This window comes from Streptomyces sp. NBC_01317 (assembly GCF_035961655.1).
Lineage (GTDB): Bacteria > Actinomycetota > Actinomycetes > Streptomycetales > Streptomycetaceae > Streptomyces.
Window position 1 is genome coordinate 451949 of record NZ_CP108393.1, and the last position, 13266, is coordinate 465214.

A 13266-nucleotide genomic window follows, 5' to 3' on the forward strand; every position below is an offset into this window, starting at 1 on the left:
TGTTCAGGCCAGCGATCGCGACGGAGTACGGCCGGTACCCGGCTTGCGCCCTCGCATGCCGCCACGGACTCGACCGTCATCTGACGCCCCGTCTGACTCAGTGCCGAGTCGTGGACTTCGGCAAGGTCAAGTCGACCGGCTGTCGTTGAGCCGATGAGCACGTCCCCGCCACCGGGCCTCCGGTGAGCGGCGCGGGACAGCACACGAACACCCTCTTCTCCTGACGCTCCCTTCCGCCTCCCCACGGCCGGCGGCCGACCGGGCCGTGCCCGGTTCCGTCCGGCCGGCGCCCCGGTCGCGCCCTCAGCCCGCCCACCGCCGCTCACCGACGGTGTCCGGACAGCCACCCAGACGCGAGGACACGCCCATGGTCACCGCTTCTTCCCTCCCCGTCCCGGTGGGGGGACTCACGAGACCCGCCGCCACCGGGAACCGGCTGTTACGTGCCGATCTCGGCCGGCTGGACGAGGTGAGCGCGTCCCTCGCGGCGACCGCGGCCGAGTACGACCGCACCGGGTCCTTCCCGCACGCTCCGCTCCAACTGGTGCACGAGGCGGGGCTGTCGACCGCCGGGGCGGACACGAAGTACGGCGGGTCCGGGGTGAGTTCCACCGACGTGACGAAGATCCTGCTGGCGCTCGGCCGGGGCGATCCGTCCACCGCGCTGATCGCCGGGATGACCATCGTCCCCCATCTCCTCCAGACCCGGAGCCCGTGGCCCGAGGAGCTGTACGCCCGGGTGCTGGAAGAGTCCGCCCTGCGTCCGACCCTGCTCAACCACGCCCGCGCAGAGCCCGAGATGGGGTCGTCCACCCGGGGCGGCCTGCCCGCGACCACCGCGCGGCGGCGTCGAACAGGCCCTCGTTGTCCCAGCCCCGGTCGGTCGGCCACGGCGAGAGCGGGCGTCGCCGGTGTTTCGGGCTGTGAGCCCAGCAGTTCGGCGAGCAGGGCAGGGCCACCTTCGGGATCTCGGTCATCGTGGCCCGCCGGGGGGGCACGGTCGTCACCTGCGGATCGAGCACGGGGTACGACCACTCCTTCGACAACTGCTATTTCTGGATGAACCTCAAGCGCGTCGTCGGCAGTCACGGCATGAACCTGCACGAGGCGGCGGAGATGATGCGGCTGCTGAAGCTCGGCAGTGTCTCGCCCGTACTGTCCGACGTGTTCCCGCTGTCGGAGGTCGGTGAGGCGGCCCGCCTCGTGCAGACCAACAGCCACACCGGCAAGGTCGGTGTCCTCGCCCTGGCGCCGGAACCGGGCTTCGGGGTGACGGACCATCAATTCCGCGCCAGGATCGGCGAGGAGCAGCTGGGTCCGCTGAGGTCGTCCCCGCAGCCGGCGCTCGTCGGATGAGCGCCGTGAGCGCCCTGCCGGGCGGGACCACCACCCTGGCCCCGGCACCCTTGGACCCCGCGACCACCGCGCTGCCCAGCCTGCCCGAGGTCCTGCGCCTGCGTGGCAGGACGCAGCCGGACGAACTCGCCTATGTCTTCCTGCGCAACGGGGAGCACCCGGACGATAGCCTGACGTACGGTCAACTCGACCTCGCCGCACGGGAGCGGGCGTCCGCGCTGGACGCGGCCGGGCTCGGCGGCGGCTCCGCCGTGCTGCTCTACCCGTCCGGACTGGAGTTCGTCTCGACCCTGCTCGCCTGCATGTACGCGGGCGTCGCGGGCGCTCCCGTACAGGTACCGAGCAGGCGGCGGGGCCTGGAGCGGCTGCGGCGCATCGCCGACGACGCGGGCACGTCCACCGTCCTCACCACCACAGCGGTCACGCGCGGCCTGGAGGACTTCGGCGACACACGGGAGTTGGCCGGGCCGACCCTGGTGGACACCGAGGCGCCGCACGCGCCGCCGGCCGGGGCGCCGGCTGGAGGCGATCTCCCGGTTCCGGGGCAGTCACACCGCCGCGCCCAGCTTCGCGTACGAAATGTGCGTCCGGGACGCGGCCGACAACGGCTTGCCGGACGGGCCCGACCGGTCCTCGCTGCGGGTGGCGGCCAACGGGGCGGAGCCGGTCCGGTGGGACACGGTCCGCGCCTTCACCGAGACGTACGCCCCGGCCGGGTTCCGAGCGAGGGCGATGTCCCCCGGCTACGGGCTGGCGGAGAACACCCTCAAGGCCACGGGGAGCTGTGAGGACCGCGACCCCACGCTGCTGCGGTCTCCTCCGACGCGCTGCGGGAGGGCCGGGTCGTACCGGCGGAGGGGCCCCGGGGCGTCCCCGTCGCCGGCAGCGGAACGACCGTCGGTACGACCACGGTCCGTATCGCCGATCCCGAGACCCTGGCCGGGCTCCCTGAGGACACGGTCGGCGAGATCTGGGTCAACGGCCCCTGCGTGGCGGACGGTTACCACGGGCGGCCCGAAGAAAGCCTGCGCACCTTCGGGGCCCGCCTCGCGGGTGAGGAGGAGGTGGGGACCTGGCTGCGCACCGGCGACCTCAGGTTCCTGCACGACAACGAGCTGTTCGTGACCGGCCGGCTGAAGGACGTGATCATCCGCAAGGGCCGCAACTACTACCCGCAGGACATCGAGGTCTCGGCGGAGAGCGCGGGCCCTGCCCTGCAACCGAACTGCGCGGCGGCGTTCTCCGTGGACGACGGCGCGGCCGAGCGGCTGGTGCTGGTGGTCGAGGCGGACGGCCGCGCGCTGCGGGACGCGGGTGTGCTCGTCGACACCCACGAACTCGTGGCCCATGGTGTGCTCTCCAGTGGGGTGGTGGAGTTGTGGGGCGTGGTCGGTCAGCCGGTGATGGTTGGGCTGGGTGCGAGCCGCGGACGGTGTCAACCCCGCTCCGTACGGCCTCGGCCGCACCTTGGGTGCCGGACGGGGGGCGCCGGACGGGGGGCGCCGGACGATTCGCCCGGCGGCCCTCGCGCGTCGGCTGTGGTCCTCTGGCGGGAGCCGGTGGTCGGCCGCGATGATCTCCATGCCAGAAAGACGGGAAAGGCGCCGCTGTGGGATCTACCTGGGGTACTCGTCCTCGGCGAGGTGGGAGCCCCAAGTGGTGTGATTTCCGGTCTCGTCGGCGGCCTGGTAGGCGATCTGGGTGTGGAAGCACCCGGGGGTGGCGCCGTGCCAGTGATTCTCACCCGGCTCGATGGAGACGCGGTCGCCCGGCCGGATCTCCTCGACCGGTCCTCCCTCGCGCTGGACGAGGCCGACTCCCTCGGTGACGTAGATCGTCTGGCCGAGAGGGTGGCTGTGCCATGCCGTGTGGGCCCCGGGCGTGAAGTGGACGACTCCGCCCATGATCCGGGAAGGCGGCAGCGGCTTGCTGATCACGTCGATGTAGACGTCCCCGGTGAACCCTTCGGCGGGGCCGGCCATCGTTTCGAATCCGTTCCTTACGATGTTCATCTTCGTCCTCCTGTGTGAGTGTTCGTCCTCGGAGCGAGGACGGACTGTCGTCTGCGACACTTTGCGCTCCCGCTCGGCCGGCAGCGAAGCGACACGGTGTGCTTCTCCTTCCCGTGACACATCGTCAGGTCGCCGGACGCAGGTGGAAGGTGTACTCGCACGAGTTGAACGGGGTGCTCAGCGAGTACGCCGCCGCCACGTCCTTGTCCTCGCTCGGAGTCACGTCGATCTTCAGGTTTTCCTTGACGGCTCCCGATACGTCGCCGTCGCCTTCGAGCCAGTCCCCGCCGCGGAAGTAGAGCTGCGTCGTCACCAGGTCGTGGCCCTCGGCCGAGACCTTGAGGTGGAAGTGCGCGGGCCTCCACGCGTGGCGGCCGATCATGGCCAGGAAGCGTCCTGTGGGGCCGCCGGTGGGAATCTGGTACGGCTGGGGCCTGATCGTCCTGATCCGGAAGCGGCCCTCGTCGTCCGTGATGATCTTGCACCGGAGATTCAGCGGAGGAGCGTCGCCGACGAAGCTTGAGTAGGTGCCGTCGTTGCCGGCGTGCCACATGTCGACGAGGGCGCCGGGAACGGGCTTGCCGTCGAGGTCGAGGACCTGGCCGCTGAGTACCATCGCGTCACCCGGCTCGTCGTCGCGCATGGGCATGACGTACGGCTTCTCCGTCAGCAGCGGCGCGTTTTCGACGTAGTACGGGCCCTCGACCGTTCCCTGCGAGCCGGGCAGGCCGTCGTACGTGGCCTGCTCGACGGTCGCCTCGAAGTGGTTGTCGATGAACATCGGCACTTCGCGGGCGTCGACGAGATCACGGATCCACAGGACCGCGGCCGAGTACTCGTCGTACTGGACCTTCTGCCGGAGCAGGACGCCTCGTATCGCCTGGAGAAGCTCGGCCGATACCTCGGCGACGCGCTCGCTGTATTCGGGCATTGTTCTGCCTTCATCTCCTTCTTGACGTTGCTGGTCGGCTTCGGTGGTGACCGGACGGCGGATTCCGCCGTACGCCGACCGGATCGCCGTTGATCGTTGTCGGCGCCGCCGTCGCGGCTCTCCGGCAGCGGGGTCGGTCACAGCGGCAGGGCTGGTGCGAACCCGGCCGCGCGCATGGTCGCCGTGTCGTGGACCTGACGGATGAAGGTGATCCGGCCCTCGGCGACCTTGAACTGCTCGGCGATCCGCAGGGTCCCGATCGGGTCGAGCACCAGGTCGTAGATCATCAGCGCCTCACCCGGAAGGGGGCCGGTGCACGCCGACAGGAGCCGGACGCTCGACACGCTTTCGCCGAAGCCGCGGATGGCCTTCACGAACTCCCGCTTGTCCACGTACGTGTTGACGGGAAGATCCGTCTCAAGGCGTTCCGCGAGCAGTCGCGAGGCCGCGTCGAAGTCCTTGGTCGTGGTCCACGCCTCGTGGTAGCGGCGCACCACGTCCCACGTCTGCTCGTGAGTCATTTTCGTTCCTCCTCGGCTTGCAGGGGCCGATCCCCTGGACCGCACGACCAACGTACATACCAATCGTTCAGTATGTCAACGCCGTACTGAACGATTGGTATGCGAATATCCGGACCCCCTCGCCGGCGTCGGCCTGGCGTGCCTACTGAACGGCTGGTACGTTGGTACTGAGGTCGTTTTGTCGGATTTGTCGATGACAGGGTCCGAAGGCGGCCGAGGGCATCGCACCGACGCCGGGGTGATCCACCCGAGCCGGCGCGACCGGTTCCAGCGCCGAGATCCATACCGCTCCCGCGAATGGCGCGCTCTTTCCTTGGGCGGTTGCGGTTCTCCGCCTCCGGCCGGATGCCACACAATCACATCGAGTGTTTGTTCGAGCTGTAAGTGACGGAACGTCAAGAGGAAAACCTGGCAAGTTGTTGAGGGATGTGCTCATGACTGAAACAGCGCAGGATTTCGACTATGTGGTGGTGGGGGCCGGTACGGCGGGTTCGGTGCTGGCGGCGCGTCTGTCGCGGGACCCGGACGTCCAGGTGCTGCTGATCGAGGCGGGGCAGGCCGAAGGCCCCCCGGCGATGGCGGTTCCTGGCGCGTGGTTCACCCTGTGGGGCGGTGAGGTGGACTGGGGATTCCGGACCGTCGCGCAGACGGGGCTGAACAACAGGGAGATCGTCTACCCGCGCGGCAAGGTGCTGGGAGGCTCCAGCGCCATCAACGCGATGATGCATGTACGCGGCCATCCCGCGGCGCTCGACGCGTGGGAGGTCCGCGGCTGGGGATCCGCCGATCTGCTGCCGTACTTCCGGCGCAGTGAGAACACCGAGGGACTCGACCCCGCCTACCGGGGAACCGAGGGGCCCGTGCGCCCCAGGCCCGTCGACGCCCCCCATCCCGCGTCCCGGGCGGCCTTCGACGCGTTCCGGGACCTCGGCATCCCCGCGTCGGACGATCTCAACGGCGCCCACCCCGAGGGCGTCACCTGGACGGAGCTGACCGCGGCCGACGGGGTCCGGCAGTCCGCTGCCGACGCGTACCTGACGCCGGCCGCCGGCCGCCCCAACCTCACCGTGGCCACCGACACCCTGGTGGTACGGCTGACCTTCTCGGGCGATCGGTGCACGGGTGTCCGTTACGTCAGGGGCGGGGTCGAGTCCGAGGCGCGGGCCGGCCGCGAGGTGGTACTGAGCGCCGGAGCCGTCGGCTCGCCGCACCTCCTGCAACTGTCCGGGGTGGGACCCGCGGACATGCTCCGCGCGCACGGCATCGAGGTCGTCCGGGATGTTCCCGGAGTCGGCACCAATCTGTCCGACCACCCCGTGGGGGTGGCGACCTATGCGGCGGACCTGACCCCCGGCGACAGCAATCACATCGATGTCTTCGCCGCCGTGCGCAGCAGCGAGGACGTGCCCCGGCCGGACCTGCACCTCTTCTTCATGGACGTGCCGCTGGCACCGCCCGGCCTGGCCAGTGGCTACACCATGGGCGTCGGCCTGCTGTCGCCGTACAGCCGCGGGTCCGTCACGCTCCTCTCGGGAGCCCCGGACGTCGCGCCCGCCATCGATCCCGGCTTCCTCACGGACCGACGGGACGTCGACCGCATGACCGCCGGTCTGCGCCAGGCACGCCGGGCAGGCGGTTCGAAGGCACTCGGTCCCTGGCGCGACCACGAGGTGCTCCCCGGCCCGGCGCTGCGGAGCGACGACGACCTGCATGCCTACCTGCGCGAGGCGGTCATCTCGTACTGCCACACCGGGGGCACGTGCCGGATGGGCACCGACGCCGCCGCGGTGACCGACGAAAACCTGCGCGTAAGGGGGATCGAGGGCCTGCGGGTGGTCGATGCCTCGATCATGCCGACGCTGCCGGAGGCCAACACCAACGCGACCGTCCTCGCGATAGCCGAGAAAGCCGCGGACCTGATGACCGGAACCTCACCCGACAGCGAAATACGCGTACGGAACCAAGATCGGCGCCGGTCGCAGGGCCTTGACTGGTGACCAGCGCCTCGCGGAGCCGGAACTCCGCGTGAGGCGGGCCGGTTGCTCCTCGCGCGTACGGCCGGGGGATCGGCACGTACCGGGCGCGGCGTCCCGTACCGGCGCACCGTCGTGCCGACCACACTCGTGCACTACGGCCGCCCGCCGGAGCCCCTCAGCCGAGGGTGATCCGGATGCCGACACTTCCGTCCCTCCCGCGTCGCAGTCGGCTGCCGAGGAGGGTGAGGCGGCCGGGCAGGCCGTACTTGCGTCCCACAAGGCCGCGATAGCGCTTGGTCTGCGAGGCGTCGAGGAGGACGGCCCGGGCGGGGACCTGCTCGCCTGTGGGGTTGCCGCGTACGTCGCACGGGCCGACGACGACGTCGGACCGGTTGCGGATCCGCTTGGCCTTGCCGGAGTCGGTGACGGTCCAGATGCCGAGCGCGTCGCCGTCGCGGATGACCCACACGGGGGTCGGTATTCGCCTGCCGTCCCGGCGGAAGGTGGTGACGAGCAGGTACTTGCCCGATGAGAGTCGTTCGAGGGCCGCTGGATCGGTGGTCACGACGTCACGCCCCGCGGTGGAAGGGAGGTGCCGGGGGCGGTCTTCGGGGTGAGGTCGGAAGTCGTTCTGTTCACCGTGGTCCCAGGGATGTCGGGGAGCCGGGCGCGGGGATGCGGACCGGTCGTCGAGGATTCAACATACCAGTCGTTCAGTAGGCTCGCCACCACGAACCCTCAGGACTCGCCGCCCGCGTCGAGCGTGGCCATGGCGGCCTCCAGCAGGTCCAGCCGCGTCTGATCGGTCAGCTTGCCGTGGCCTGCCGCGAGTGCGGCCGTGGTGCCTTCCTTGACGGCGGCGACGGCCATGCGGGCGCGGATGAGGTGCATGGGTGAGGGGTCCGGCCCGGCGACGGCCATGATGATCAGTTCCGTCTTCCCGGCGAAGTCGTGACGCTGGGAGTGTTCCTGGAGTACGGAGACATCCCCGGACTGCAGGGCCATGTAGGCGGCCGGGTGCTGGGCCTGGAGGTCGATCAGGGCGCCGAGCAACTCCCGCGCCGGCCGGCCCGCCGCGTCCTTCGCGATGACCGCGATCTCGGCGGCCGGCTCCGCGACCAGGGCGGAGAGGATCGCCTCCTTGGACTTGAAGTGGTAGTAGAGCGCGCCCTTGGTGACGCCCAGGGCCTCGGCCAGGTCGGCGATCGAGGTCACGGTGTAGCCCTTGGTCCCGAACAGCTTCCGTGCTTCGTCGAGAATGTCGGCCCGCATGTCGCGGCGCTGGTGAGGAGTCATGAACTCAGCATACTAAGCGTTCAGTACGAACGCGCTCATACGGAACGATTTACGCGCGCGTACCGTTACCGGCGACGGCCGGGGATCCCGGCGCCTCGCACGGTGGACTCCACCGGTGCGTCGTTCCTCGACCTCTCGCGCACATCGTCGGGCACCCACTCGTCGAAGCACTCGGCGCTCAGGGAATTCAGCACGTCGAAAGCGGTCCGGCCACCCGGCCCGCGGGCGGCCCGGGGTTCAGACCGCCTTGCCGGGATTCAGTGTGTGGTACGGGTCGAACGCGGCCTTGACGCGGCGTTGCAGGGCGTGGTTGTCGGCGCCCAACTCCTCGGCGATCCACTGTCGTTTGAGCAGCCCCACCCCGTGTTCGCCGGTGAGGGTCCCGCCGAGTTTCAGCGCGACGGCGAAGATGTCGCCGGCCGTCTCCCAGGCCGCTTCCGGCAGTTCGGGCAGGGCGGGGTCCACCACGATGATGGGGTGCAGGTTGCCGTCGGCGGCGTGCGCGAGGGTGAACACCGGGACACCGCGCCGCGTGGAGATCTCCTCGATGGCACGCACCGCCTCGGCGAGCCGGGAGCGGGGCACGGCGATGTCCTCGATCAGCGGGCGGCCGAGGCGTTCGAGCGCGGGCAGGGCCAGCCGGCGGGCGGCGAGCAGGGCGCCCGCCTCCGCCTCGTCGGCGGCCACCGTGACCGACGCGGCACGCCCTTTCAGTACGGTCACGACCCGTTCCGCTTCGGCCCGCGCGCCCGCGCCGTCGCACTGCACGATGAGCAGGGCCGCCCCCCGCTCGCGCAGGGCCGTCCCCTCGGCCGCGTCGATCGCGGCGAGCACGGGCCCGTCCAGCAGCTCCGCCATCGCGGGCTCGATACCGGCCGCGGTGATCGCGCTCGCGGCGTCGGCGGCGGCGTCGAAGGTGTCGAAGGAGGCCGCGAGGGTGGCGGTGTCGACGGGGACCGGCCGCAGGCGTACGGTCGCGGCGGTGATGACGGCGAGGGTCCCCTCGGAACCGGTGAGCAGCGCCGTCAGGTCGTACCCCGTCACGCCTTTGACGGTGCGCCGGCCGGTCCGTACGACCGTACCGTCGGCCAGGACGGCCTCCAGGCCCAGCACACTGTCCCGGGTGACCCCGTACTTGGCGCAGCGCAGCCCCCCCGCGTTGGTGGCGATGTCGCCGCCGACCGTGGAGATCGCGGCGCTGGCCGGGTCGGGCGCGTAGCGCAGTCCGTGCGCGGCGGCGGCCCGGTCGAGGTCGGCGGTGATCACACCCGGTTCCACCACGGCGAGTTGGTCGTCCGGGGACAGTTCGAGGATGCGGTTCATCCGGGACAGGTCGAGGATCAGACTGCCCTCGCCCGCGGTCGCGCCGCCGGACAGGCCCGTCCCCGCGCCGCGCGGCACGACGGGCACCCGCAGCGCGTCGGCGTGCCGGAGGGTGGTGGTCACGTCGTCGGTGCGCCGGGCGTGCACGACGGCCAGCGGCTCGCCGCCCGCGGGGGCGCCGGACCGGTCGGTGGCGTAGGGCGCGACGTCGAGGGGGGCACTGGTCAGCCGGTCGGGCGGCAGGTCCCTGGCGAGCAGCCCGAGCAGCCGCGCTCCCGCCGCCGCCTGCTCGACCGACTGCGCGGGGCTGTTCACGGTCCGGCCGTGGTGTGCGGCAGGTGCTCAGGTGTGTGCGGCATGCGCTCAGGATGGCCGACCTCGCCACACACGTCCAACAAGGAACTGCGATCACAAGTGATCACGGATGCTTATTGGTTGGTGCTAGCGTGCGCCCATGGGTCCCGTCTTTGACATCGTCGCGCTGCGCAGTCTGGTCGCGGTCGCGGACCGGGGCGGGTTCCACCGCGCCGCCGAGGCGCTCGCGCTCAGCCAGTCCGCCGTCAGCCAGCACGTACGGCGGCTGGAGAAGACACTGGGCCGTCCGGTGGTCGAACGGGCGGGCCGGGCCACGCGGTTCACCGAGGCGGGCAATCTCCTCCTCGAAGAGGCGCGCCGGATTCTCGGCGTCCACGACGAGGCCGCGCGCCGGCTGCTCGGTTCCGAACCCGCCACGATCGTGATCGGCTCCACCGAGCACGCGGCCGACCAGATCCTTCCCCGGATCACGGCGGCCGTCCACCGGACGCACCCGCGCTGCCGGGTCAGGTTCCGTATCGACCGCTCGGCGCGGCTGGTCGAGGCCGTCGACCGCAGGTCGGTCGATCTGGCGGTGTACGTGACGGAGGCGACCTCCACCGAGGGCATGCAGGTCGGCGGGCTGCCCCTGACCTGGTACGCCGCCCCGGGGTGGACCCCGCCGACGGCCCCGGCGCCGCTGCCGCTGGTGGCGGTCGAGGCGCCGTGCGCGATCCGCCGCCGGGCGCTGGACGTGCTGGCCGCGCGCGGGACCGCCGCGTCGGTCGTCTGCGACGCGGGCTACCTGGCGGGGGTGCTGGACGCCGCGCGGGCCGGGCTCGGGGTGGCGCTGCTGGCCACGGCGGGCCGGGCCCCGGACGGCCTGGTCGAGTACAAGGGCCTCCCGCAGGCTCCGGCGATCCGGATGAGCGCCCACGCCCGGCCGGGCGCCGACCCGGCGATGGTGATGCACGCGGTGGAGGCCGTGCGGAGCCTCCTGGTCGAGCTGGACGTACCCCATCCGGTGCCGCCGTCGGCGGCCCCGTCGCTGAGTCCCGCGACCGGCGGCAGTGTGACCTGACGTACCGTCATGCCCGAGGGACGCGTGCGCTCACGTCGGCCCGGCCCAGTCGGGGACGTACTTGTACCCGACGCTGCGCACGGTCTGGACGGCTCCGCGCTGGTCCGCGCCCAGTTTCCGCCGTACGCGCGCGATGTGCACGTCGACCGTCCGGCCGTCGCGGATCCGGGCGTGGGGCCAGACCGCCGCGACCAACTGGTCGCGGGTGTGGACCCGGTGGGGATGCGCCACGAGGTGGGCGAGCAGTTCGAACTCCAGGTACGTGAGGTCGAGGCGGCGGCCACCCACCTCCGCGGTGCGGCGCGAGACATCGATCCGTACGGGCCCTGCGCGGTCACCGGCGCTGTCCTCGGCGGGCGCCTCGGCACCGGGGCCCGGCGGTTGTCCGGTCGCCGGTCCCGGCGCGGTGTCCTGCCCGCGCTGTTCACCGGCCGGTACGAGCACCAAGTACCCCTGCACGGCGGGCCGGCCCGGCGCGGGCGTGGGCAGCGTGTGCGAGGGGGCGGGCAGCCATATCGTGCCGGGCGGCAGCGGGTGCGGGCCGGGCACCTCGTCGGCCGACGGCGAGGGTGTGGTGGCAGGGCAGTACGGCGGGCGGTTCGGCATGGGGGGCTCTTTCGCGCGGGGGAGGTCGTCGGGGACGTACACCGTGCGCGCGCCCGGCCCCGCGCTCCGGGAGCGAGGGGGACCCTGGACCGTCTTTCTAAGCCAGGTCCCGGAGGGCCGACGCGCGAGTGACGCGACAACACACCTCGTCGAAGTTGTGCTCGCGGCGGGACGGCCAGAAGCCCTCAAGGTCTTTGCGACCCGTGAGCGCGTGCTGGGGGCGAGCCATGCCTCCATTCAAGCAGAGTGCCCCGGACGGCGGTCGGCGCCTTCGCGCCAACCGCCGCCTGTCGGGAGTTGTCCCGTCAACTACCGGGGCCCCCGGGTGACTTGTAACGGGACGATCATCGAAACGCTACGCCGGATTGCCGGATCGTGACGGCATGCAGACAGAACGTAACGTCCCGTGTCGGGGCCATGACATCTCCCGGAAACGGTTGTCCCGCCGGAACGGGCCGGTGCATCGTCACTGGGCGGCGTCCGACTCCCGTACGCCGCACCCCACTTGAGGCGCGCACACCACCCCGCGCCACTGACGCGAAGGACACCCCCCATGGCAGCAGTACGTACGAACAAGCGGCGCTTCGCCACCGCGATCGCCACCGCGGCGACCGTGGCCGCGATCATCGGAGCCGGCACCGCGCTGCCGGCCCAGGCCGCCCCGGCGGAAGGCAGAGTCCTGCACGCCGGCTCCGCCGACGCCGTCAGCGGCAGCTACATCGTCACGCTCAGGACGACGGCCGGCTTCTCGGCCAAGGCCACCGAGGGCAAGCAGCTCATCGCCGGGTACGGCGGCAAGGTGAAGCGTACGTACACCTCCGCGCTCAACGGCTACGCCGCCTCCCTCAGCAGCACCGAGGCCGCGCGCCTGGCGGCTGACCCCGCCGTCGAGTCGGTCGAGCAGGACCAGAAGGTCTACGCCACGGCCACGCAGACCAACGCCCCCTGGGGCCTGGACCGCATCGACCAGGCGAACCTCCCGCTGAACGGCACGTACACCTACCCGGACTCGGCGGGCGGCAACACCACCGTCTACGTCCTGGACACCGGGGTGCGCATCACCCACCAGCAGATCGCGGGCCGCGCCTCCTACGGCTACGACTTCGTCGACAACGACGCCACCGCGCAGGACGGTTACGGTCACGGCACGCACGTCGCCACCACCGTCGCGGGCACCACCTACGGCGTCGCGAAGAAGGCGAAGATCGTCGCGGTCCGGGTCCTCGGCAACGACGGCTCCGGCACCACCGCCGGCGTCATCGCGGGCGTGGACTGGATCACCGCCAACCACGTGGCGTCCTCCGTCGCGAACGTCTCGCTCGGCGGCGGCGCCAGCACGACGCTCGACAACGCGGTGAAGAACTCGATCGCCTCGGGGGTGACTTACTCCATCGCGGCGGGCAACTCCGGTGCCCCGGCGGCCAACTACTCCCCCGCCCGCGTGCCCACCGCCCTCACCGTCGGCGCCACGACCAGGACGGACGCGAAGGCCTCCTACTCCAACTACGGCGCGACCGTGGACATCTTCGCCCCGGGCTCGGCCATCACGGCGGGCTGGAACAGCTCCGACACCGCGACCTACACCGGCGACGGCACGTCGTTCGCCGCCCCGCACGTCGCGGGCGCGGCCGCCATCTATCTCACGAACCACCCCGGCGCCTCCCCGGCGACCGTGGCCGCCGCCCTGGTGAACGGCGCGACGTCCAACGTCCTGACCGGCATAGGCACCGGCTCGCCGAACAAGCTCCTCCGGCTCGTCCCGTAACACCGGCGCACACCCGCGAGTCCCGCCGCCCGGCATCCGGGCGGCGGGACTTCCGCGCGGGGGCCGGGCGTCGGCACTTCCCGGCGGCCCGCCGGCGCCACTTCC

General features: G+C 71.5%; 14 protein-coding genes. 6 read left to right on the forward strand and 8 right to left on the reverse strand.

Going from position 1 to position 13266, the window contains the following annotated elements:
- Positions 1-367 precede the first annotated feature (367 nt).
- From OG349_RS01910 to OG349_RS01920, 3 genes are read left to right on the forward strand one after another with little or no spacing between them, the layout of a single operon-like run.
- Positions 368-1063: an acyl-CoA dehydrogenase family protein gene (locus tag OG349_RS01910; protein ID WP_327232884.1), complete on the forward strand. Its 696-nt coding sequence runs from the start codon at positions 368-370 to the stop codon at positions 1061-1063.
- Complete coding sequence (locus OG349_RS01915; protein WP_442806183.1) at positions 979-1356, forward strand: zinc-binding dehydrogenase; 378 nt, start codon at positions 979-981, stop codon at positions 1354-1356. The genes OG349_RS01910 and OG349_RS01915 overlap by 85 nt, the downstream gene beginning before the upstream one ends.
- Positions 1353-2144: an AMP-binding protein gene (locus OG349_RS01920; protein WP_327232885.1), complete on the forward strand. Its 792-nt coding sequence runs from the start codon at positions 1353-1355 to the stop codon at positions 2142-2144. Before OG349_RS01915 ends, OG349_RS01920 begins: the two co-directional genes overlap by 4 nt.
- A 380-nt stretch (positions 2145-2524) precedes the next feature.
- On the opposite strand, the gene OG349_RS01925 is transcribed toward OG349_RS01920, so the two are convergent.
- The 4 genes from OG349_RS01925 to OG349_RS01940 form a co-directional block, all read right to left on the reverse strand.
- Positions 2525-2686: a hypothetical protein gene (locus tag OG349_RS01925; RefSeq protein ID WP_327232886.1), complete on the reverse strand. Its 162-nt coding sequence runs from the start codon at positions 2684-2686 to the stop codon at positions 2525-2527.
- A gap of 286 nt (positions 2687-2972) precedes the next feature.
- Positions 2973-3368, reverse strand: a complete 396-nt coding sequence (locus OG349_RS01930; RefSeq protein ID WP_327232887.1) for a (R)-mandelonitrile lyase — start codon at positions 3366-3368, stop codon at positions 2973-2975.
- 124 nt (positions 3369-3492) lie between these two features.
- Positions 3493-4299 carry a dioxygenase family protein gene (locus OG349_RS01935; protein WP_327232888.1) on the reverse strand — a complete coding sequence of 269 codons (807 nt, stop codon included), beginning with the start codon at positions 4297-4299 and terminating at the stop codon, positions 3493-3495.
- Positions 4300-4436: 137 nt separating this feature from the next.
- The gene (locus OG349_RS01940) at positions 4437-4820 is read right to left on the reverse strand and encodes a hypothetical protein (protein WP_327232889.1); all 384 of its coding nucleotides are present in this window, start codon (positions 4818-4820) and stop codon (positions 4437-4439) included.
- A 434-nt stretch (positions 4821-5254) separates the two neighbouring features.
- Here OG349_RS01940 and OG349_RS01945 point away from each other — a divergent pair, with 434 nt between their 5' ends.
- On the forward strand, positions 5255-6817 hold the full coding sequence (locus OG349_RS01945; protein ID WP_327232890.1) for a GMC family oxidoreductase: 1563 nt from the start codon (positions 5255-5257) through the stop codon (positions 6815-6817).
- Positions 6818-6971: 154 nt separating this feature from the next.
- Here the strand turns inward: OG349_RS01945 and OG349_RS01950 are convergent, their stop codons facing one another.
- From OG349_RS01950 to OG349_RS01960, 3 genes are all read right to left on the reverse strand, one after another.
- Positions 6972-7361 (reverse strand): PPOX class F420-dependent oxidoreductase, encoded by a 390-nt coding sequence (locus OG349_RS01950; RefSeq protein WP_327232891.1) that lies wholly within the window; start codon positions 7359-7361, stop codon positions 6972-6974.
- Positions 7362-7534: 173 nt separating this feature from the next.
- Positions 7535-8092 carry a TetR/AcrR family transcriptional regulator gene (locus OG349_RS01955; RefSeq protein ID WP_327232892.1) on the reverse strand — a complete coding sequence of 186 codons (558 nt, stop codon included), beginning with the start codon at positions 8090-8092 and terminating at the stop codon, positions 7535-7537.
- Between the two features lie 237 nt (positions 8093-8329).
- Positions 8330-9730, reverse strand: coding sequence for an FAD-binding oxidoreductase (locus OG349_RS01960; protein WP_327232893.1), 1401 nt, complete (start codon positions 9728-9730; stop codon positions 8330-8332).
- Between the two features lie 139 nt (positions 9731-9869).
- Between OG349_RS01960 and OG349_RS01965 the strand changes: the two genes are divergently transcribed.
- The gene (locus OG349_RS01965; RefSeq protein WP_327232894.1) at positions 9870-10790 is read left to right on the forward strand and encodes a LysR family transcriptional regulator; all 921 of its coding nucleotides are present in this window, start codon (positions 9870-9872) and stop codon (positions 10788-10790) included.
- A 30-nt stretch (positions 10791-10820) separates the two neighbouring features.
- Here OG349_RS01965 and OG349_RS01970 read toward each other — a convergent pair whose 3' ends face one another.
- A complete protein-coding gene (locus OG349_RS01970) occupies positions 10821-11396 on the reverse strand; it encodes a winged helix-turn-helix domain-containing protein (protein WP_327232895.1) in 576 nt (191 codons plus the stop codon).
- A 553-nt stretch (positions 11397-11949) separates the two neighbouring features.
- Here OG349_RS01970 and OG349_RS01975 point away from each other — a divergent pair.
- Complete coding sequence (locus OG349_RS01975) at positions 11950-13161, forward strand: S8 family peptidase (RefSeq protein WP_327232896.1); 1212 nt, start codon at positions 11950-11952, stop codon at positions 13159-13161.
- The last annotated feature ends 105 nt before the right edge of the window (positions 13162-13266 follow it).

What these genes read in the sequence shown, in the direction of transcription:
- OG349_RS01910 (WP_327232884.1), top strand. Translation starts at nt 368, where the DNA reads ATGGTCACCGCTTCTTCCCTCCCCGTCCCGGTGGGGGGACTCACGAGA.
- OG349_RS01920 (WP_327232885.1), top strand. Translation starts at nt 1,353, where the DNA reads ATGAGCGCCGTGAGCGCCCTGCCGGGCGGGACCACCACCCTGGCCCCG.
- OG349_RS01930 (WP_327232887.1), bottom strand. Translation starts at nt 3,368, where the DNA reads ATGAACATCGTAAGGAACGGATTCGAAACGATGGCCGGCCCCGCCGAA.
- OG349_RS01935 (WP_327232888.1), bottom strand. Translation starts at nt 4,299, where the DNA reads ATGCCCGAATACAGCGAGCGCGTCGCCGAGGTATCGGCCGAGCTTCTC.
- OG349_RS01940 (WP_327232889.1), bottom strand. Translation starts at nt 4,820, where the DNA reads ATGACTCACGAGCAGACGTGGGACGTGGTGCGCCGCTACCACGAGGCG.
- OG349_RS01945 (WP_327232890.1), top strand. Translation starts at nt 5,255, where the DNA reads ATGACTGAAACAGCGCAGGATTTCGACTATGTGGTGGTGGGGGCCGGT.
- OG349_RS01955 (WP_327232892.1), bottom strand. Translation starts at nt 8,092, where the DNA reads ATGACTCCTCACCAGCGCCGCGACATGCGGGCCGACATTCTCGACGAA.
- OG349_RS01965 (WP_327232894.1), top strand. Translation starts at nt 9,870, where the DNA reads ATGGGTCCCGTCTTTGACATCGTCGCGCTGCGCAGTCTGGTCGCGGTC.
- OG349_RS01970 (WP_327232895.1), bottom strand. Translation starts at nt 11,396, where the DNA reads ATGCCGAACCGCCCGCCGTACTGCCCTGCCACCACACCCTCGCCGTCG.
- OG349_RS01975 (WP_327232896.1), top strand. Translation starts at nt 11,950, where the DNA reads ATGGCAGCAGTACGTACGAACAAGCGGCGCTTCGCCACCGCGATCGCC.